The 23,218-nt window shown below is 25.9% G+C and carries 17 protein-coding genes; 14 read left to right on the top strand and 3 right to left on the bottom strand.

Annotated features, from left to right (window positions below; translation table 4 throughout):
- The first annotated feature begins 108 nt into the window (after positions 1-108).
- From AAHM88_RS05965 to thrS, 9 genes are all read left to right on the top strand, one after another.
- Positions 109-891 (top strand): hypothetical protein, encoded by a 783-nt coding sequence (locus AAHM88_RS05965; RefSeq protein ID WP_342262584.1) that lies wholly within the window; start codon positions 109-111, stop codon positions 889-891.
- Positions 892-932: 41 nt separating this feature from the next.
- Complete coding sequence (locus AAHM88_RS05960) at positions 933-2,105, top strand: hypothetical protein (RefSeq protein WP_342262583.1); 1,173 nt, start codon at positions 933-935, stop codon at positions 2,103-2,105.
- Positions 2,106-2,152: 47 nt separating this feature from the next.
- Complete coding sequence (locus AAHM88_RS05955) at positions 2,153-3,442, top strand: hypothetical protein (RefSeq protein WP_342262582.1); 1,290 nt, start codon at positions 2,153-2,155, stop codon at positions 3,440-3,442.
- A gap of 20 nt (positions 3,443-3,462) precedes the next feature.
- Complete coding sequence (locus AAHM88_RS05950) at positions 3,463-5,082, top strand: hypothetical protein (protein WP_342262581.1); 1,620 nt, start codon at positions 3,463-3,465, stop codon at positions 5,080-5,082.
- On the top strand, positions 5,034-5,297 hold the full coding sequence (locus AAHM88_RS05945) for a hypothetical protein (protein ID WP_342262580.1): 264 nt from the start codon (positions 5,034-5,036) through the stop codon (positions 5,295-5,297). The genes AAHM88_RS05950 and AAHM88_RS05945 overlap by 49 nt, the downstream gene beginning before the upstream one ends.
- A 23-nt stretch (positions 5,298-5,320) precedes the next feature.
- The gene (locus tag AAHM88_RS05940) at positions 5,321-6,202 is read left to right on the top strand and encodes a hypothetical protein (protein ID WP_342262579.1); all 882 of its coding nucleotides are present in this window, start codon (positions 5,321-5,323) and stop codon (positions 6,200-6,202) included.
- A gap of 29 nt (positions 6,203-6,231) precedes the next feature.
- Entirely contained in the window at positions 6,232-7,842 is a 1,611-nt protein-coding gene (locus AAHM88_RS05935; RefSeq protein ID WP_342262578.1) for a hypothetical protein, read from the top strand.
- 201 nt (positions 7,843-8,043) lie between these two features.
- Positions 8,044-9,480 carry a pyruvate kinase gene (pyk, locus tag AAHM88_RS05930; RefSeq protein ID WP_342262577.1) on the top strand — a complete coding sequence of 479 codons (1,437 nt, stop codon included), beginning with the start codon at positions 8,044-8,046 and terminating at the stop codon, positions 9,478-9,480.
- Between the two features lie 35 nt (positions 9,481-9,515).
- Entirely contained in the window at positions 9,516-11,474 is a 1,959-nt protein-coding gene (gene thrS, locus AAHM88_RS05925) for a threonine--tRNA ligase (protein ID WP_342262576.1), read from the top strand.
- A 150-nt stretch (positions 11,475-11,624) separates the two neighbouring features.
- On the opposite strand, the gene AAHM88_RS05920 is transcribed toward thrS, so the two are convergent.
- Together AAHM88_RS05920 and trpS are read right to left on the bottom strand one after the other, a co-directional pair.
- A complete protein-coding gene (locus AAHM88_RS05920) occupies positions 11,625-12,482 on the bottom strand; it encodes an HAD-IIB family hydrolase (RefSeq protein ID WP_342262575.1) in 858 nt (285 codons plus the stop codon).
- An 18-nt stretch (positions 12,483-12,500) separates the two neighbouring features.
- Entirely contained in the window at positions 12,501-13,514 is a 1,014-nt protein-coding gene (gene trpS / locus AAHM88_RS05915) for a tryptophan--tRNA ligase (RefSeq protein WP_346350434.1), read from the bottom strand.
- 136 nt (positions 13,515-13,650) lie between these two features.
- On the opposite strand from trpS, the gene AAHM88_RS05910 reads away from it, so the two are divergent.
- The 3 genes from AAHM88_RS05910 (at position 13,651) to AAHM88_RS05900 (ending at position 16,987) form a co-directional block, all read left to right on the top strand.
- Positions 13,651-14,436: an NAD(+)/NADH kinase gene (locus tag AAHM88_RS05910; RefSeq protein ID WP_342262573.1), complete on the top strand. Its 786-nt coding sequence runs from the start codon at positions 13,651-13,653 to the stop codon at positions 14,434-14,436.
- 18 nt (positions 14,437-14,454) lie between these two features.
- Entirely contained in the window at positions 14,455-14,817 is a 363-nt protein-coding gene (locus tag AAHM88_RS05905; protein WP_342262572.1) for a DUF4330 family protein, read from the top strand.
- A 70-nt stretch (positions 14,818-14,887) separates the two neighbouring features.
- A complete protein-coding gene (locus AAHM88_RS05900; protein ID WP_342262571.1) occupies positions 14,888-16,987 on the top strand; it encodes a polyribonucleotide nucleotidyltransferase in 2,100 nt (699 codons plus the stop codon).
- 50 nt (positions 16,988-17,037) lie between these two features.
- On the opposite strand, the gene AAHM88_RS05895 is transcribed toward AAHM88_RS05900, so the two are convergent.
- Entirely contained in the window at positions 17,038-18,462 is a 1,425-nt protein-coding gene (locus AAHM88_RS05895; RefSeq protein ID WP_342262570.1) for an MATE family efflux transporter, read from the bottom strand.
- A gap of 289 nt (positions 18,463-18,751) precedes the next feature.
- Between AAHM88_RS05895 and AAHM88_RS05890 the strand changes: the two genes are divergently transcribed.
- Positions 18,752-20,407, top strand: coding sequence for a ribonuclease J (locus AAHM88_RS05890; RefSeq protein WP_342262569.1), 1,656 nt, complete (start codon positions 18,752-18,754; stop codon positions 20,405-20,407).
- A 32-nt stretch (positions 20,408-20,439) separates the two neighbouring features.
- Positions 20,440-23,217: a DNA translocase FtsK gene (locus tag AAHM88_RS05885; protein ID WP_342262568.1), complete on the top strand. Its 2,778-nt coding sequence runs from the start codon at positions 20,440-20,442 to the stop codon at positions 23,215-23,217.
- Position 23,218 lies beyond the last annotated feature (1 nt).

The raw sequence follows: 23,218 nt of genomic DNA, 5'->3' as shown, positions 1-23,218 counted from the left end.
AATTTAGATAAATCACTATTCAGAATTAACTTAACTGAAAAAAATCCGCGGTTAACAAATGAATTAATTTTTAAGGGATTAAACGAATATTTAAAACATAAGCCAACTTTGGTGGGTTTTAATTCACCTGTTCCTGTTAATTTTTTTAATAACTCAAATTACATTAGACATTTAAATATTAAATTGTTTACTGCTGATGGTTTAAATATTCAACCTAATAAATTAAATACTGTAATAAATGAAGATATTTTTGTTAAAATAGTTTTAACAGTGGTACCGAATCGTTTTATTAAAATGGATTCTCATAAAGAAATGCAATTTTTTATTAATATTAAAGATACTAGACACTATATTATTAAGCAAGAAACTAATGATATAAAATATATGTTTAGTAAATTACCAGATTTCAAAAATAGTGTTATTATTAATGATTTTACTAATGATTTTAAGAAATTATTAAAGAAAATCAATAATAAAGTAGTTTTGAGGAAAACTATTTTTGATGTCAAATTTACGAGTAATTTTTTAATTTTTTTTAATAATAGAAATGAAAAATCTTCGTTTGAAGATTTAATTTGTAATTATTTATTAAAAGATAGTAATAGTTTGAAAGAAATAAAAAGTGAAATTTCATTTGTGCAACCCCATAAATATTACTTTGAATTTCATTTTGAAATTAAAATTGCATTTTTGGATAATAACAATTTAAGAAAAGAATCTTTTATTAGAAAGGTAATGCCGTTGGAACAAGATGCTGATTCGAAAGAAATGGTAGAATTAGCACGGGCTTCTTTTTATAACCAATATGATAGCAGTAAACTTAATAGTTTTTTAACTTATAAATTTGAACAATTAATTTGAGGTCAAGAACCTTTAATAATTTTATTATAGAAAATTAATATTTTGATAATTTATAAATAGTGAGGTTTTCAATGTTAAAAAAAAATGTAATGGTTTTGATATTAATTTTTTTTACTTTAATTAATTTAATAAATAATAATCTTAATAATGTTAGTAATAATGATTCTAATATCATTGGTAATACTCAAAAACTCAAAATGCAAAAAGATATTCTTATTGATATTAATGAGTTTTTTAATATTTTGAAAAATGATAATTTTATTATTTTTACTTCGGAAATTAATCTTGATGAACCGGAAAACATTAAAAGTTGATTTAAAAATTGATTGTTAGAAGTAGAAGCATTATTATTTGCTAATCAAAATAAAAGAATAAATAATTTACAAAGCATTATTTTGAATGGTTTTAAACAAAATGATAATAATAAAAAAATGGAATTATTTTTAAAATATATTCAAAAAAAGGGAATGGAAGATATTTATGTTACGATATCATTTCAAATAGTTGATTCAACAATTGAAAAATTTCAAGAGTGGTTACATAAACATTTTAAAAATAAGTATTTAACCTTGCGTGAGATGTATATTAATAACATAACTGATATTAGTCGTTCACAATTATTTTCTAGAATTCCATCTGTTCAAGAAAGTTTTAAAGAATCTGTTCCAATGACAATTACTTTTAATAATAAAAAAATATTTATGACTCAAATATTTTTTATGTTGAATAGTTATGAACGCGATAGTAATGTTGATATGATAGCTGAGTTTAATTATTGGCGAATAAACTTAAAAATTAAAATTAAAATGCTGAAATTTAAAATTTATAAAATAAAAATTTATAGTTATATGACATTTTTATTAGAAGTAGAAGAAAGATTGTTGCTTTCTAATGATCCAAGAAATGAATATTGAACTATGAAATTAAAATTATCAAAAACTGAATTAATACAAGCTAATTTTATTCGTCGACTACAAGAATTTCATAATAGTTTAGGTTTTATTTATGGAGCATTATCTACTTTCTGAAATGAAACTTTTTATTATTTAAATATTTACCCCTTGTCATTTGAATTAGAAAATAATTTTGATACCAATCAGCTTGAAAATGATAATTGGTTAAAAGCACAAGAAAATTTTAATGTAAGTTTTGTTTTTAAAATTAAGGAATATAAATTTGATAGTGGAGAAACGCATATAATTGAAGGGTTTAGATTTGATTTTGTTTTTTCTTATCCACAATAAAACTTATTAATTTTTATTAACAATTTTTTAAATAGGAGGTTTAATCAATGAATAAATTAATGGTAAAAAGTTTAGCTATATTTTTAATTTTAACTTGAAATAATTGTTTAATTATTAGTAACCAAATTATAAATTATGCTAACACTGAAAATGGTTTAAAAAATCGTAATCAGGGTTATCTAAAGTTAACAGAAAGTTTAAGAAATCATAGTTGAAATCGTTTACGAATGTATTTTATTCGTTCTGAACAACATCGAGAATATTTGCTAGAATTAGAAGAAAAATTATTATTTCAAAATCCGTCTCCGCAAAGCATTTTAGAATTTAATACTTTAATAAGTACTAATAAGTATTTTCAAGATTTTAATGAATTAAGTAATTTTTTTTCAAAGAAAGAATATTTTCAAGACAAAGCAAAGTTTTTTTATCTTAAAGATTTTATTACTGTTAATTATGAAGAGATTGTTAAAAATATACCAGAAGGTAAAATGAAAACTACAGTTCAAGAAAATATTATTAATTTTTATAATATTTTGTTACAAAAAATTCCGATTCAAGATATTGCTCGTTTAGTTTTTTCAGTGTTTGTTGATTCTCTTAATACAAAAGATATTGAATTTGGAACAAGAGGACTAACTGGTTTTTTTCTTGCTGGATTTATGTGTATTTCATTAGCAAATGATTGATGGGAATCAGATGAAACCAGTCTTAGAATATCTTGAAATGCAGCTACAACCTATGGTCAAGTTATTGTTCATGAATTTGCCCATACTTTAGATTATTATATTAGTTTGCCAAAACAACAAAGAACAATTTTGAATCTTTTTAACCCTATTGAACAGTTTAATTTGCAACTTAAAGAATCTTTTCAAATTAATTGTGATACTCTAAGTTTAGAAGCTAATAATTCCAATCCAAAAAAAAATCATAATAATTTAACTCCAAAATATATTGATGATTTAATAAACTTACAAAATAATGATGATTTAAATTTAGATGATGAAAATAGTTTTGATATTGTTATCAAACCTAATGATAATAAATTATCAGACATTTTTATGAATTATATTTATAAAAAAATTAAAGATGTACCTGTATCAAATCGTAATCTTAAAGAGTATGAAATTAATGAAATTTTACTGCCCCTGTTGATATTACCGAGCAATTATTCGCGATATGAAGCATATAAGAGTGTTTTAGAGGGTTCTACTTTTATTAATGCAGAATTTTTTGCTGAGGCGATTGCAATGTGAATTGCTGGCGATGCTAGTGAGCGAAATATTATGTGGCAATGAACTCATGAGTTTATGACTAAAGAATTTGTTAAATATATTTAAGTGTTAGGTGGAAAATTATTGTGAGACGATATCGTTTAATATTAATGCCATTAATAATTTTATCGTTATGCTGAAATTCATTTAATAATTGAAATAGTTTTAATTATCGTTCATCGTTAGCTACTGTTGATGAAACTAATTATCAAATTTTGGATTATATAATAGCAAAAATGCAAAAAGTAAAATTTAAAATTTCTAATTTTGATTCTTTAATTAATGAAAATTCTATTTATTATTGAAATTATATTAAAAGTTTACTTAAAGATGAAGTTATTAACTTATTAGAAAATAATCCTTATGTTTTGATTAGTGAAAAATGAGAGTTATTTAAAACTAATAATTTTTTTATTAATCAAATAATTATGCAACAGTATGATATTACTAATAAAACATTAGCTATTGAATTATTTTATCAAGATATTACAAAAATAGTAACGATTGAACTGGATACGAATATTACTGACAGTGACATTATTAAAGCTGTTGCTGATAAATTTTATATGCTAAAAGATATATGAGAAGTTTATGAACCCGAAGATAATATTGATTTTTGGATTAATACTATTAATGCTAAAATTCAATGAGAAACAACAAATTTAAAAATTAATGATATTGTAATTGAGTTGGATGCAAACTTAATAAATTGTGAATGAATATCATTAAAAAGTATTAAAGCAAATAAAATTCAGTTTGGATTAAATTATAAAGGTTATAAAGATACTATTAATATTAAAACTAAATATTTTTTTTCTAAAGAAATAATGATTAAATTAAGTCGACAGGTTTTTAGTAGTGATTCCTCGCTTACGGGAATTTTCCATTTTGCGAAGTTTGAAGATGGCAAAGAACATTTACTAAATATTGTTAAAGGGAAACTTACTAATACTTCTTTGTTATATGATGGTTTTAAAGTTTCTTGAGAATTGGAATTAATTGATATTAAAACATTAGATGAAAATAAAAAAATTTCACCTTGGGGTGATCCGTACCCATTACAAATTTTTTATTTAAATGAATATTTAATAAATTTTAATATTCAATTTGTTAATCCAACGATGGAAAATAAAAGTTTAATTTTACAAGAAGCAATTATGAATAATGTTCAAGCTGATATTACTAAGTTAGATGTTGTTAATTTTGGTGGTATTCAAGGAAATTGATTAGCTAATGATATTGAAAATACGATTAAAGATTTATCAATAACCATTAGTGGTAATGAGTTTTTATATTCAGAATTATTTAATTTAAAAAATCTTTATATTGAAAATATTTTTTCATATGAGAAAAGAGAATTAGATCATATTTTATGAATTGCTATAAGTTATGAAGAATTAGATATTTTTATTATTCCGATTAAAATTAAAATTTATGCAATTAAACAATCAACAATTGTTTGAAGACAAATTTATAAATGGGCAATGCTTGATGAAAATAATAATCGACAGAAGCCTCGCATTAAACAATTTTTACAAGCTAGTAGAATGAGACAATTATATGAATCAGATATCACATTAGAAAAATTTAATTGACTGTATTTAGGATATATTTCATATCATTGAAAAAAATTGTTACTCAATATGAAAGAGTTGCATTGTATGAAAATGATATTGTCTTATATGGTGCTGATTTTGAGGCGATAACTAGTAGACCAGTTTATATTGATCCGCAAGAAAATAATGCTTTGTTTAATAAGTATGCTTCTGGGTTAGAAGAATTTTTTATTACTAATGAACAAAAATTACCTAATGCTGTTCTTTTGGAATTACGATTAAAAGATAAAGTGGAAATTCAAAAAGATTTATTATTTGAAGAAATGCAGTATTTTTTTCTTATTCCCATTCATATTAATCTTTAAATTTTTGAAAGGTGTGTATTTGAATGAAAATAGTAAAATCAATGTTATTTTTGATGTTAATTTTTAATTTCTTTGCTTATCGATGAATTGTTTTCCATAACATTAATTATGCACAATCAATTGTAAATCTTAGAGACAATGATAATATTTATCAATTAATTAATAAAGTATCACCAATATTAGCAACTATGATTAATGAAGATAATTTTACTTGAATATTGCCAAATGTTAAAGAACAAAATATTTTAGATATTAAATCTAATTTAATTTATGAAGAACTAGATATAACACATACAGGAAAAGTTACAATTAATATACCTTCATTTAAAGCTTTATTATTGTATTATTTTTTTAAGGATGTTAAATATTTGTCATTGCTTTTTAATAATTGAGTTTATCAACATAGTTTAAATTTAGAGGAAAATAAAATTCTTTTAGTTACTGAATTTTTAAAATTAATGAAAGTTATTGATGTTAATACTTTTGAAGTTTCTGAAGATAATGATGAAAATTTTTCATTAATGTTAGGTTTTTTAAATAATTTTTGTAGTGAAAATCGCTCGGAACATTTTATTAATTTAATTAATAGTTTTTTTATTAACAATATTATTAATGCTAAGATGGAAGGATTTACTAACTGAATTACTTTAGAAACAATATCTAATCCAGAACAGTTTACGGGAGGTTTAAATTTATTAATAGCAAAAAATATTATTGAGGCTCAAAAATTTTATGATTTATTGTCTGTTGCCGCTTTGGAAGCATTTTTTGAATCTAATGTTATTAGTTATCGTAATATTAATAATAATATTAAAATTATTTCTACTGAACATTATCAACGCTATAATAAAAGTTTACATTTTGAATGTTATTTACCAACGGTTTTTTCAATTTGTAGCCAATAAATTAAATTTTAGTAGAGGAGATTAATTTCTTGAAATTATTATCGTTAGTTTCAATAGTAACAACAATAAATTTTATTCAAGTTCCCATAAATCAAATTTCACTGTGCGTTCAACAAGATAATAAAATTTTCAATAATATACCTTGTCAACAACAAGATAATAAAATTTTCTTTAATGAAGTAAAAATGGAGTATGCAAAAATGTTGCCAGCTATTTTTGAAGATGATATTTCTGATTATAAAAATTGAACTGTAATGAGAAAAGCGATCGTTAATGAATTAATAGAAATTATTGAAAAAATTAATCAAGAATATTTAGTAACTCATCTTAATATTGACGATTATGCTTTTCGTGGTTTTAAATTAGAACCAGTAATTCAAGGTTTTTTTAGGAAATTTGATATTATGGATATAATTATTGAATATAAATTTTTTAAAAATATAATAAAACACCAAGTTATTAAAAGAATGAATGAAAAATTAGATGATAAGTTTATTATTGAAACAAAAGAGTCTTTAAATCATATTAATCGCATAAAGATTGCTAGTTGGCGATTACAAATTTTTCAATGATTAGGAAATAATGTTGCAATTATTTCAGAAGATACTACTTCTACTCTTGTACCAATTACTAAGACGCGATTACAATTTATTGAGTTACAAACTATTAGTGAAAATGAGGCTTATGGCATTTTTAATTATTTTAAAGAACAAGAGCCAATTAAATTAAAAATCAATATTATTGAATCATCCCGCCCTCCAAGGGAAGATCCCGAAGGAGTCAAAATTGATGAGGAAAGTCTTGAAAGAATTGGTGATGAAGGTCAAAGATTGCGGTGATCAATAACATATTGAAAATGACTTGCTGGGGGATTGTCATTAGCAGGAATGGCAATATTAGGATATTACTTATGAAAAACTTCTAAGTTATCAGCGCTAATATCTACTGTTAGTGAAACAATGCCATTATTATCTTTTGGTAATGCAACGGAATTACTTGAAGGTGTTGCTGATGTTACTACTGTTGAAAGTAATAAATTACTTGATTTTTTACGAAGAATTTTTAGTGACTTTTTGAGTAAAATGAAGCAAGCAACAGTATCTAAAAATTCTGTTCCTAGGTTTCTAACTGAGAATGAGGATATTTTTGGTGATTTAAAAATTAATTTTGATGATTGAAATCATGAATATGATAATATATTGTTAAATTTAAAAGTAGAAGATATTACTCATAATTTAAATTACTTAGAATGAGGAATATTTGATGTTACTCGTTATGGAATTATTAAAGTAAAAAATACTGATTTATCATTTAAATTGCATTTATTTAATTCAAAAATTAATAATCAATCATTTTCATTAATTACTAAATTTTTTAATAATATTAAAAGTAAATTGGAAGGAGCATATATAAATCAGGAATTATTAGATAGTAGTAATCAAAAGTTTCAGATTTTTCAAATTATTTCGCAAATTTTACAAAAGGAATTAATGATTATTGATAATAAAACATATAAGTTTTCAATGGACTCATTTTGAATTTCATCTTACAAGATAATTGATGATAAAATTTATGTTGTTTTAAATCACGACTTATTAAATCAAGGGTTAGAAATTACAATGCAGACATTTTTAAATTAGAAAAAAATGAATGGTTATTTATTGATATTGAACAATAAGACTTGTTTTTTTAAATTTTATTGTTTATTAATAATATTTGATATAATTAATAAAAGAAATAATTGAATTTACTTTCTTTACAATTAACAAATTAATTTAAAATATGTTTTTATGTTAAAATTAAACTGTTATTTACAAAAATAGAAATGAGGATTAAAATAAATGCTTTTTATAAATAAAAGAGTAAAAACCATTACGACAATTGGTCCGACTAGTGAAACCAGAGATTTGATGCTTCGTTTAGCACAAAAGGGAGCAAATGTATATCGTTTAAACTTTTCTCACGGTGATTTTGAAGAACATGGTAAGCGCGTTGAATTTGCTAAATCTATTATTCAGCAAGTACAAAGGCCACTATCACTAATATTAGATACTAAAGGTCCAGAAATTAGAACTCATTCTTTTAAAGGCGGCGAGGCGTTAATAAGTAAAGATAGTAGGGTTATTATTTATACGAATAAAGAAATTGAAGGTACGGAAACGGAATTTTCAATTAATTATGAAAATCTTGTTAATGATATTCAAGTTGAACAAAGATTATTAGTAGATGATGGTAAGTTACAGTTAATTGTTTTAGGAATTAATAATAAAGATGATGATAAGTCAATTATTTGTCGTGCTGTTAATACTCATCTTGTTAAAAATCATCGTGCGATTATTGTTTCGGGAATTAAACTGTCATTACCTTTTATTTCTGACAAAGATCGTGCCGATCTTATTTTTGGATGTGAGCAAAAAGTAGATTATGTAGCTGCTTCTTTTGTTCATGATGCTAAAGATTTACAAGAGATGCGTCAATTGTTAGATGAAAATGGTGGTACTGATATTAAAATTATTGCCAAAATTGAATCACGATATGCTGTTGATAATATTGATGAAATTATTGCTAATAGTGATGGTATTATGATTGCGCGTGGTGATTTAGGTGTTGATGTGCCTTATGCTGAGGTGCCTTTAATTCAAAAACATGTTATTCGTAAATGTAATAAAGCAATGGTGCCAGTAATTGTCGCTACGCAAATGTTAGAATCAATGTTATCTAATCCTTTACCAACAAGAGCTGAAGTATCAGATATTTATTGAGCAGTTGATTTAGGTGTGGATACAACAATGTTATCTGGCGAAACAGCTAATGGTGAGTATCCTGAAAAATCAATTGAAGCAATGACGAGAGTCGTTAGAAAAGCAGAAATTCATTTTTGATATGAAGGTTATTTAGAAAGATTTATTAAATGATCAACTTCACCTTTTAAAGATTTTGTTTATCAAGTTGGTAAAGAAGTTCTTGGTGAAAAAATTCAAAAGCAAAAACGAATTCATCAAGTAATTGTTTTAGATGATAGTGATGATCAATTATTAACTAAAACTTTATCTAATGCTCGTGTTCGCAGTACATTAATTCCATTAGTTACTGATGAAAGAATTAGAAATAGTTTTGGGATTTGGTATGGTGTTTATCCAGAATTAGTTATGGATATTAATAAAGTAATTAATGATGATAGTTTATTAAATAATATTGCTAGAAAATATGGTGCTAAAACTAATGAACAAGTTTTAATTGTTAATGGTAATGAAATGAGAAAATTACAAATAAAATAATTACATTAACAGTGTTAAAGACGTTCAATTTGCTAATGAACGTCTTTTTCGCTAGAAAGGATATGTCGGCAATGGAACAAATTGTTACTGTAAAAATTAATAATGAAAATAAATCGTATCCATTAGGAATAATGCTTAGTGATGTTTTAACAAGTATTGATGCTAATTGACAAGAAAATATTATTGCTGTTAAAGTTAATAATGAATGAAAAGATATTAAAACTTATGTTTTAGAAAATGATATTATATTAGAAATAATTACAAAAGATTTAGATGAGGCATTAAAAGTACTTAATTATTCAGCAGCTATTGTTTTAGCAAAAACATTACAAACTAATTGAAAGGGTTTACTAATTGCCAATATTAATGTTGGTGATGAAGGTTTTTTTGTTGATTTTGATTTTCAAACCCACATTAAAGAACAAGATTTAGAAATTATTACTAAGCAAATGCAAGAATTTCTTAAAAAAGACTTAGAAATTAAATATGAGTTAAAATCACCGCACGATTTACAACGATTATATGAAAATAATCCTTATTTTTTAGAACAACTTTTAACACTTAAAGATGTTGTTGGTATATATACTGTTGATAACAGTTCCTTCATTAATAATTTTATTGCTTTAGATAATACTAAAATTGTTGAAAATTTTATGCTTTCATCACTTGCTGGAGTTTATTGAAATAATGATGCTAACAATAAGCAAATTCAAAGAATTTATGGTGTTTGTCATTTTTCACAAGAAAAATTAGCAACATTATTAGCATTAATTGCTTTAAGAAAAGAACGAGACCATCGAAAAATTGGTAAAGATTTAGAAATTTTTATGTTTGATTCATTGGCAGGTCAAGGATTACCAATTTGATTGCCTAATGGAATGATTCTTAAAAAACAATTACAAGAGTATTTGCGTTCGCAAGAGTTCTTTTATGATTATTTAGAAGTTGCAACACCAGTAATGGGAGCAATAGAATTATATCGTACTAGTGGTCATTGAGATCATTATCAACAAAATATGTTTCCGGTTATGTCATTGAATAATGAACAACTTGTGCTTCGCCCGATGTCGTGTCCACATCATTGTTTAATTTATTGTTATAAATTACGCTCTTATCGTGATTTGCCATTACGATTTGCTGAACATGAGTTATTATATCGTTATGAAGCTAGTGGCGCTTTAACTGGTTTAGAACGCGTTCGAGCAATGGAGTTGACTGATGCTCATATTTTTTGTCGTTTTGATCAAATAAAAACTGAATTTCAAACAACATTTAAATTAATTAGTGAAATATTGTTAGCATTAAATATTGAAGTTGATTACTATTCATTATCATTAAGAGATTTTCAAGATAAAAAAAGTTATTATGATAATGATGAAATGTGAATTAAAGCTGAGAAAGTTTTAAAAGAAGCCTTACATGAATTAAAAATTAAATATATTGTAATGCTTGGCGAAGCAGCTTTTTATGGTCCGAAATTAGATATTCAAATTAAAACAGTGTTAGGACACGATATTACGGTTTCAACGATTCAGTTGGACTTTTTACTACCAGAAAAATTTGATTTATCTTATCAAGATGAGAATGGACAAGAAGTTCGCCCTGTTATTATTCATCGTGGCTTAATTGGAACTTATGAACGCTTTATTGCTGTTTTATTAGAACAAACAGGTGGAGTTTTACCACTATGATTAAGTCCTAAGCAGATTACTTTAATTCCTATTAAAGAAGAGCATCAAGCATATTGTTATGAATTAGAAAAGCTATTTAAAACCCATAATTTACGGTCATTTGTTGATGCTAGTAGTGAACGGTTAGGTTATAAAATTCGTATTGCGCAAACTAAAAAAATACCTTTCCAAATTGTTATCGGTCAAAAGGAAATTGCTACTAAAAAGATTACTTATCGTCAATATGGTAAAGAAGAACAAATAACAGTTACGATTGATGAGTTTATTAATTTATGTAATGAATTAATAGTAAATAAAAAATAGTTAATGAATGTTTGGCATCTTAAAATTGGTGATAATTCAAACAATAATAAATTAACCGAAAAATATTATTATTCATACTAATATTGGTAGGTAATGTAATATATTAAAAAGATGCTTGTAATATCCAAGCATCTTTTTATTTGTTTTAAGTTATAAGTTTAATAGTTTTTCTAAATATATGCCAACACCACCTTCATCATTAGTATGTTCAGTAATATCTTTAGAAAATACTTTTAAAGTTTCAATACCATTTTTCATTACAATACCATAACCAACTTTGGTAATCATTTCTAAATCATTAAATTCATCACCAAAGGCAATAACATCTCTAATATCTATATTGTAATATTGTGAAAGAATTTCAGCTGCCATCCCTTTATTAATAAATTTATTTGATAGGTCTAGAACAGGATGTTCTTTGTCATTATCATGCGTTCAAATATTAATTTTTAAAGTATTAGTATATTTTTCTAAACTACGAATAACTTTATCTAAATGTTGGGGACTTTTTAATTGTAAAACAATATTATTAGCAGAACCACTTCAGTTTTCTAAAAGATTGCCAATAATAAAATTGTCCGTTGGAATATCTGTTAAATGAAAGTAGCGTTCAAAATTTTCTGTTTGTTTTAAGCATACTGCTTTGTTGTAGTATTCTACAAGACCATTATATAAAGAAGTTTTGACATCGTTTTCTTTTAAAACTGCTTTTACGGTATCATAAGAAATTGGAAATACTAAGCGTTTAAATTCTCTTAATAATGGATCATGAATGTGACCACCATTAAAATTGCAAAGTAATGTTTTTAATCCTAGTTCATTATAAAATGAAATACTTCCACGGTGGGGTCTTCCTGTAACAATACAAACAATATGACCTTGAGCAATAGTTTTTTGTAATCCTTGAATAGTTAATGGATGCATTGTTTTTCCATCATCCATTAATGTTGTTCCATCAAGGTCAATAAGGATTAATCTTTTTTTATCAATATGATTAAGTTTAATCATTGTTTTTCTCCTTTATTTTTAGTAATTAATCCCAATTTTATCTTGGATTAATTGCAATTTTTCGTGAGCAATTTTTGTTGCTTTTTCTTTTCCTTGCAATAATCAATGTTTTCATTTATCGTTAGCAATAATTTCGTTATATTTTCTTTGAATAATTTCAAGTTGATGGCAAACAACTTTAGCAACTTTTTCTTTAAAAACACCATAATTTTGGTCAGAAAACTCATTTGTTGCTTCTTCAATTGTAGTATTTGTAAAAGCACAGTAAATATTTAAAAGATTACTAATTCCTGGTTTATTAATTTCATCATAAAAAATTTTATTTTCACTATCAGTAATGGCACTTTTAATTTTTGTGGTAACATCATTTAAATTATCTAAAAGAGAAATGTAAGTTTTAGGATTTTCATGTGATTTTGACATTTTTTTTAAGGGATTTTGTAAGTTCATTATTTTTTTACCATTAGGAGCAATATATGGTTCTGGAATTGTAAAGATATTACCATATTTATTATTCATTCTGATCGCAATATTTCTTGTTAATTCTAGATGTTGCTTTTGATCAATTCCCACAGGAACAATAGTAGCATCATATAGTAAAATATCAGCTGCCATTAATGCTGGATAAGTAAATAATCCTGTTGGTATCGTTTCAGTATTATTATGTTGTTTAAATGATTGTGTTTTATCTTTAAATTGTGTCATGCGATTTAGTTCTCCCATTGATGTATGACATAGCAGAATATGACCTAATTGGCAATGCTCTAAAATGTCAGATTGAGCAAAAATTGTAATCTTATCGGGATCTAAACCACAAGCAACATATAACGCAACTAAATCACGAATATTATTTTTAAGAACATCGTGGTCATGATTTTTTATTGAGACAATAGCATGCAAATTGGCAACAAAGATAAAAACATCATATTCTTCTTGTAATTTAATAAAATTTTGAATAACACCAATATAATTACCAATAGTAATTTTTCCAGTATTAGTAATACCTGATAATAAGCGTGGTTTCAATAGTAATTCCTCCTAAAATAAATAAATCTCATTGATAATGTATCAATTTTACTATAAATAATAATAAAAAAGAATATTTATATGGATTCTTAATTATGATATTATTACCTTATTGATAGAATTATATTATGAGGTGTAATTAATGCAACAAAAGAAATTTACAATTGTTACTAATAAGGCCGATGAATCAATTGCTGTGGCTAAAAACTTATCTAGTAAATTATTAGCATTAAAGATGATATTTGATGAACAAAATCCAGAAATAGTATTTGCTATTGGTGGTGATGGCACTTTTTTATCGGCGGTTAATCGTTTTAATGAAAATATTGATAATATTCATTTTATAACTATTAATACGGGAAATATTGGTTTTAATGCTCTTTATCAAGTTAATGAAATTGATAAGTTAATTACTAATTTAAAAAATAATATTTTGAAAACAAAATCTCTTGATGCTTTAAAAATAACTATTAATAATAAAATTTTTTATAGTCTTAATGAGATTAAATTAATGAGTATTGCAAAAACAATATTTTTTACAGTTTATATTAATAATCAATTATTACAAAATTGTCAAAGTTCAGGATTTGTTTTAACTACTAAAACTGGTTCAACGGGTTATACTAAAAGTATTAATGGTGCCGTTATTTTAAGTGAAAAAAATTTAATGGAATTCTTAGAAATTGCTCCGGTTTTTCATAATAAACATAATTCTTTAAAGGCGCCATTAATTTTAGATAATACCCACACCGTTACTATTAAAGGTAATATGAAAGATGCTTTTTTAGTAATTGATAGTCAAAAACATGACTTTAATAGTGATAATTTAATTATTAATTTAATTGCTAACAAAATTAAAATTTTAGTAACTGATGTTAATGATTTAATAATGATTAATCAAATTCAAAAAACATTTATTCATAATTAAACAAAAGGAAGAGAAGCGATGGAATTATGACAGATACTGTTGTTAGATTTAGGGTTAATATTATTAGTTTTTATAATTGCTTGCTTAATAAATATGATATTTTTAAAAAATAAAAATTCATCAGAAAAACAATGACAAAAATTAATTCCTTTTAAAGTAGATGTTTTTATTGATTATTTAGGAACAATTAGTAATATTATTGAGGCACAAGCAACAAATACAAAGATTAAAATTATTATTAAAGATATTAAACAAGTTAATATTGAAAAGATTCGGAAGTTAAAACAGCAAGGAATAATTAAACAAAGTAATGCTATTAGTATTATTTTTGATAAGTATGCGAAGGCATTATCAGAGATTATTAATGGTCGTTTAAAATAGCGATCATATTTTTTGTTGCTAAAACAATATGATAGAATAAGATGTGGGAAGATGAGAAGGGTAACAGCAAATGAATAAAGAACAAAGATTTACGAATAATTTTAATGGGAAGAAAATTGTTATTGAGTATGGTAGTTTAGCATCACTAGCAACAAGTTCAATTTTAGTACGATATGAGGAAAGTACAGTATTAAGTATTGTTAGTTTTAATGAAGAGCCATCAACATTAGATTTTTTTCCCTTAACAGTTGTATTTCAAGAGAAATTATATTCTGTTGGAAAAATTCCTGGAGGCTTTTTTAAGCGTGAAGGTAAACCTAGTGAATATGCAACATTAGCATCAAGGTTAATTGATCGTCCTTTGCGACCTTTATTTCCTAATAATTTTAATCACGAAATTCAAGTAATTAATAATGTATGAGCGGTTGATTCTAATGCTGATGTCAGAATGGTAGCATTATTAGGTTCTTCATTAGCATTATGTATTTCAAAAATTCCTTTTAATGGTCCCGTAGCAGGAGTTATTATTGGAAAAATAAATGGGGAATTAATTTGTAATCCTACAAGTCAACAATTAGAACAATCATCGTTAGAATTAATTGTTGCGGGAACAAAAGCATCAATTAATATGGTTGAAGCTAGTGGTCAAGAAATTAGTGAAGAAGAAATGTTAGCAGCAATTGCGATGGCCCATATAGAAATTAAAAAGTTAGTTGCCTTTCAAGAAGAAATTATTAATATTATTGGTCAAGAAAAAATGCCTATTATTGAATTAGAATTTGATAATAAGTTAGTATCAACTATTACTAGTCAGTATGAACCACAAATTATTAGTGCTTTAAATATTAAAACGAAGCAAGAACAAAAAAAAGCTTTAAAAGATGTTTATAATGCTTTATTTGCTGTTTATGATAATCAACAATATGTTAATGAATTAGAAAAAAAAATGGTTATTAAACAGATTAGAGCTATTTATCAAACTTTATTAAAGAAACTTGTTCGTGATTTTATTATTAATAAGAAAATTCGTTTAGATGGTCGTGTGAACAATGAAATTCGACCGTTAACATCAATAATTGATGTTCTCCCAATTGTTCACGGTAGTGCTTTATTTACTCGTGGCGAAACGCAAGTATTATCAATTGTAACTTTAGGAGCTCTAGGCGAACATCAAATTATTGATGGTTTAACAGAAGAGGAAAGTAAACGCTTTATGCTTCATTATAATTTTCCATCATTTTCAGTTGGTGAAACTGGAAGATTTGGACCGCCCAATAGAAGAGAAATTGGTCATGGAGCATTAGCAGAAAAAGCATTGTTACAAGTATTGCCTAGTATTGATGATTTTCCTTATACGATTAGAGTTGTAACGGAAGTATTAGCATCTAATGGTTCAACCTCCCAAGCAGCAATTTGTGCTTCTTCATTAGCTTTGATGGCTAGTGGAGTACCATTGAAATCTAGTGTTGCTGGGATTGCAATGGGATTAATTAAAGAAGGTAATGATTATGTTATTTTAAGTGATATTCAAGGTAGTGAAGATCACTTTGGCGATATGGATTTTAAAGTTTCGGGAACAAACCAAGGAATTTGTGCTTTACAAATGGACATTAAAATTGATGGCATTACAATGGAAATTTTTAAAGAAGCATTATTACAAGCTAAAATTGGGAGGAAGCATATTTTAGATAATATGAAGCAAACAATTAATATTTCGCGTAATAAAGTAAATAAAAATGCCCCTAAAATTAAGCAATTACAAATTCCGATTAATCGCATTCGTGATGTTATTGGTGCTGGTGGTAAAGTAATTACTAATATTGTTGAGACTTCTGGCAATGTTAAAATTGATATTAATGACCAAGGGAAAGTGACTATTTATCACAAAGATGAAGCATCAATATTAATGGCAGAAAAATTAATTAAAGATATTATTGAACCAGTTATAATTGGAGAAATTATTACGGGAACTGTTGTTCGGATTGAAAAGTTTGGTTACTTCATTAATTTAAAAGAGAATATTGATGGATTATTACATAATTCAAAAATACCCAAAAATACGCCGTTATTAAAATTAAAACAAGAAGTAACAGTAAAAGTAATTAGTATTGATGAAAAAAATCGTGTTAATTTAGAATTAATTAATGAAACTAAAATTAAAATTGAATAGAAAAATAAAATGAACTCTTATTAGTTTAAAATAGGAGTTCATTTTATTTTTTAAATTAATTTTCGTGCTCATTTTATTTTAATAACACAGATGGTAACAAGAGCAAATTGAATAATTTCACCAATAGTAGAAATAATAAAAATATATTTGTAATCAAAGTTAGGAAAATATTTAGTTACAATAATACTAACAATTAATGGTGTCATAACAATAATAATTCAAGTACAAAGAATATCTAAGGCAGTAGCTAACTTTACAAATCCGCCGGCGCGTAAAACACTAAAAAAGATAATTGAAAAAGATAAGAAGAAATAAGCTAGGGATTGTAATCCTAAATAAAATCTTGCTGTGCTAATGGCTTCATTACTAATTTTGTTAGTAAATAGAATATCAAAAATGAAAAATGAAAGACCGAAAATTATTATTGTGAAAGTAATCGCAATTAGAAATAGCAAACCAATAATTTTTTTAAGATTGGCAACTGCTTGTGACAGTTTACCAACACCTAATTGTTTACCAATAAAGATTGGTACAATGGCACTATAACTATTAAATACGGCATAAAAAATATTCATAATATTCATTACAACAACGGTTGCTGATAGGATATCGGCTCCACCATAATATGAATAAATAACTGTTTGTGCTGTTAATGATAATACAAAAAGAATGTTAGCTAAAAATATTGGCAAAAGCGATTTAAGAATTTTTAATAATAAATCTTTAGTAACATATCAAAATTTTTTCATTGGGCGAAACACGGGTTTAGTAATTAAAAGAAATGTAATAACAATAGTTATTTCTAAAATTCTTGCTATTACAGTAGGAATAGCAACTCCCATAACTCCCATTTTTAAATAAAATAAAAAGATGAAGTTGAGAATGCCATTAGTCAATACCGGAAAAATTGTAAAAAGAAACGGTAAATATGTTTTATTACATTCGTTCATATTTTGGTATAAGGTTGTTATAACGCTTAGAAGCGGATAAATTCAAATAACAGTTGCTAAATATAAACTGCCATTATCAATTGCGATTTGGGAATTAAAATTTAACATTGTTTTACTGCTTTCAGAAGCAATAATTAGTTTAATTAAATCATTTCTTAATGTGAAGATAAAGATGGTAAATATTATTGACATTGTGACATTAATCATAATTCTAATGTTATTTACTTCTTGCATTTTTTTAAGATTATTATTACCAATATATTGAGAAGCATAAATGCTTCCGGCTATATTCGTAGCAAAAAAACCGAACATTGCCAGTAACAGAATGGTATTAGCAGCACCAACGCCATTAAGAACTTCTTGACTTAAAAAAGAACCAATCATAAAGACATCAATAACATTCATTAATGCAATTAGTAATGATTGACCGATTAGAGGAATCATAATGATAAGTGCTTGTTTCATAAACTTACTGTCAAAGTATGCTGATAATTTTCATTTTTGGTTGATATTAGTAAGTTTCATTATTTTAGTACCTCGGTTTCTTAAATATATAAGAACAATTATATTTTACTAATAAGATTAAGTCAATTGTGATTAAGTTAATTTAATAATAAACAGCATTTATCAAATTTTTGCATTTGCGAATAGTTATAGTATAATTAAAAGATAAAAATCAGAATGAATTTTAATTATTGAGGAAACAAATAAGATAAGAAATTATTCTCTGCTTAGCTGGATAATCAATGTGTTATAATAATAGAAGCAATATTTTAAAATAAAATTATATTAAATTAGAGGAGAAAAAATAGTTATGGCAACAATAAAAGTTTTTGCATTAGGGGGACTTGATGAACGCGGAAAAAATATGTATGTGGTGGAAGTTAACCGTGATATATTTATTTTTGATGCTGGTAGTAAAATCCCTGAACGAGAAGCATTAGGAATTGATACTGTTATTCCCGATTTTTCTTATTTAAAAGAAAATGTTAATCGGATTAAAGGATTATTTATTTCTAAACCATCAGACGAATGTTTTGGAGCAATAACATATCTTTTAAAGGATATTAAAATTCCTATTTATGCTAGTAAATTAACAATCTTTTTAATTAAACAAAAACTGTACAAGTTTAAGGTGTGACATAGTGAAAATGAATTAATTGAAATTAAAGAAAAGGATATGTTATCTTTTGGTGATAATGAAATTGAAGTTTTTAATACGACAACTTGTATTCCAGGAAGTTTTGGTTTTGCTTTAAAGACTGTTGATGGAACTATTGTTTATACGGGTGATTATATTTTTGATAGTGAAGAACGCAGTAATTTTGCTACGGATATGGCACACTTAGCAAAAATTGCTAATAATAAAATTTTATTATTGATGAGTGATTCTGGTTATGCTAGTCGTAATGATTATACGGCTCCTAATCATAAATGTAAGAAGTTAGTGGAATCAACTTTTAAAGCAGCAAAGTCTAAAATTATTATTGCTTGTCATGAACAGGATTTATATAAAATAAGTGAAATTTTGGAGTTGGTTAGTGAAACTAATCGTGACGTTATTGTTATGGGGGGCACATTAAAATCAATTTTAGAAGAATTTAAGTCAGGAACTTATTTGCAATTTAATAAAATTAAGTTTAGAAATTTAACTAGTGATGCTATTAATGACAATTCAGTAATTTTTGTTACAGGTAGTGGTGAGCGACTTTATACAAGATTATATAAAATTATTAGTGGCGATGATGAGCATTTAGAAATAGAAAAGTCGGATACTGTGATTTTAGCAACGCCACCGATTCCTGGTTATGAATTAAAACATGCGAGAATATTGGATGAATTAGCAAGAACTGATGCTCGTTTTATGGCGTTATCCGATAAAAAAGTGTGAGATATGAATGCTTCATATGAAGATATTAAGATGATGATTGGAATTATGAAACCAAAATTTTTTATGCCAATTAAAGGATTACATAAAAATTTTGTTAGTGCGCAAAATAGTGCTCAAGAAGCAGGAATTCTAATTAATAATATTTTAATTAAGGATAGTGGTCAAATTTTAGAGTTTATTAATGGTAAATTAGGACCATCACCAGTTTCTTTAAAATGTAATAATATTTATGTTGATGGTCTTGGGGTTGGCGATATTGGTGCTGTTGTTTTAAATGAAAGAAAGCAATTAGCTCGTGATGGAGTTTTAATTAGTGGAATTACATTAAATCGTCGTAGTAAAGAGATTGTTTCTTTAGTTGATGTGCAAATGCGTGGGGTTGTTTTTATTCAAGATGATGAGGAATTAACTAATAAAATGCAAGCGAAAGTTCGTACTATTGTTGAAGAACATCAAAAAAAATCAGAGTTTGATGGTACAACAGTTAAAAATCAAATCCGTAGTGAGTTGCAAGAGTTATGTCGTCAAGAAACGGGTAAAAATCCAATGGTTTTAGCAATAATTAATGAGATAAATTAACTATTACTTAAAAAATATGAGGAGATAAAAGGATGAATAGCGATAAAATAAGTAGTGATTTTGTCGAGTTTGAAAATAATCCTCGCAATACTACAAAATATGAACAAGAACAACAAGCGAAATCCAAAATTATTCAGTTAAAGAAGAAAATTCGGCGTAGTGATAAAATTGGTGGGAAAATATGAGCTTTGTTCATTATTTTTGCTAGTATTTTGGCGCTTGCTCGTTTAACGGTTATTGGTCAATTTTTAGATGATGTTCTTTTCAATTTTCTGTTTGGATGATTTAAATATATTATCTATTTTGTTATTTTAGTAGTGAGTTTTGGAATTTTTGGTGGTATTCAAATTAAAATTAAGAAACGAGTTCAAGTAATGATAATATTACTTGTTTTAGCTATTTGTTGATTTGTGAATGATATTGTATTATTGATTAGTTATCATCGTTCTTCTATTAATGCAGAACAAAATTGGTTTTCGCAAGTTATTAGTTCTTATACGGATAATTGACTACAAAATTCTCTTTTTATGCAACGATTAGATATTAAGAAATTTTTTCATATTAATGGTTCATATTTTATTCCTTTTGCTGGTGGCGGATTTATTGGAATGTTGTTTTCAGCAGTATTTGGTTATTTAACAACAATTGTTTCTTTAATATGTAGTTTAGTTTTTTTAACAACGATTATTTCATGAATTTTAACAGGAAATCCTTGATATCTTTATCAATGAAAAGTTAATAAGGAACATAATAGTTTACATGTTGTTAGTTTTATGGCTAAAAAGAATGTTAAAAATAAGAAAAATGCTGAGAAGAAATATCAGCAATATTTTGAAACTGTTAATGTTAAAAATATTAATGGTAATGATCGGCAAGTTTTACATACAACAAAAAATTCTGATATTACGATTAAATTACCATCCGTTAATTTACATCATTCATTAATGAATGAAGATTTATTATTTGATGATATTTATAGTAATAAAAATTATCACCTTATTGATAATTGAGATTCGAAGTTAACACCAAAAATTAATCTTAATGAGAAGGTAATTAAAGAACAAGAGTATCATCAACAAGCATTTTCTCGTGATGATTTTGGTTATGATCAAACATCATTAATGGAATTAGATGTGGTGCGCAAAGATTTTGCTGCTAATAGTTATTTAACACCTTTTAATAAAGAACAACCGCCAATTCAAAAAGAACGGATAAAATCTTATCCAACTAGCTCATCAGCATTAGATGAGGTATTTTCAGTTATTGATCAATCCGATAATCAAACAAAACAAGCAGTTGTTATTAGTGACAATTTGTCCCCAGAATTTATTGAAGAGATTAATCCTTTGGATAATAAAGTTTCTTCTTCAATAATACCAAGTAATTATTTTCCTTCAATAATTAATCCTAATTATCAATTGCCACCAGTTAGTCTTTTAACAAAACCAATAATTAGTGTTAATCGTGATTTAAATATTAAAACCGCAAAAAATAATGTTGAAAAAATTCATCGTCTTTTTAAACATTTTAATATTGAAGCGCGAGTTACTAATATTAATATTGGACCAGCAGTAACTAAGTTTGAAATTGAACTAGGAATGGGCGTTAAGGTAAGTAAGATTACTTCGTTAGAAAATGATATTAAGTTAGCTTTAGCGTCAAAAGATATTCGTTTAGAAGCACCAATTCATGGCAAGTCAGCAGTGGGAATTGAAATTCCAAATATTTCACCAGCATTAGTTACGATTCGTGAAGTGATGGAAAATGTTCCCCTTAATAAGAAAGATAGTAAATTATTAATGGCCATTGGTAAAAATGTAATGGGAAAAATTTTATTTGCGGAATTAGATAAGATGCCACATTTACTAATTGCGGGTGCTACTGGTAGTGGAAAATCAATTTGTATTAATAGTATTATTGCTTCTTTAATTCTTCGGGTTAAACCGCATGAAGTAAAATTTTTATTAATTGATCCAAAACGCGTTGAATTATCGGTATATAATAATTTGCCACATTTATTAGTACCAGTAATTACTGATTTAAGAAAAGCCAATCGTGCTTTAAAACAAATTATTAGTGAAATGGAACGAAGATATATTATTTTTTCTAATATTGGCGTGCGAAATATTGCTAGTTATAATCAAAAAGTGGCAATTGAAGAAATGTTACCATATATTGTGATAATTATTGATGAGCTTGCTGATTTAATGGTTGTTGCTGGAAAAGAAGTTGAAGAAAGTATTATGCGAATAACGCAAATGGCACGAGCTTCAGGAATTCATTTAATTATTGCAACCCAAAGACCATCAACAGATATTATTACTGGCGTTATAAAAAATAATATTCCATCAAGAATTGCTTTTGCTGTTAGTTCTTCAATTGATTCTAGAACAATTTTAGATAGTATGGGAGCTGAGAAGTTAATTGGTAGTGGTGATATGTTATTTGCTCCTTATGGTCAAATAACACCAACTAGAGCTCAAGGAGTATACATTAATGACGAAGACATTAGTGCGTTAATTAAATTTATTTCTCAGCAACAAAAACCGCAGTTTAATGAACAATTCCATGAATCCACACAAAGGATGAATACTAGTCATATTATTACAGGTGAAGATGATGAATTGTATGATGAGATTTGTGATTTTGTTATTGCCAATAAAAAGGCATCAGCTTCATTAATTCAACGAAGATTTGGTGTTGGTTATAATCGGGCAGCAAGATTAATTGATAGTTTAGAAGCTAATGGTATTGTTGGACCGCAAAATGGGTCCAAGTCTCGTGAAGTTTTGATTATGAATAAAGAGTAGG

Source organism: Spiroplasma endosymbiont of Dromius quadrimaculatus, assembly GCF_964031155.1.
Classification (GTDB): Bacteria; Bacillota_I; Bacilli_A; order Mycoplasmatales; family Nriv7; genus Nriv7.
The sequence above is the reverse complement of the archived record's forward strand: the minus strand, read 5'-3'. Positions and strand labels throughout refer to the sequence as shown.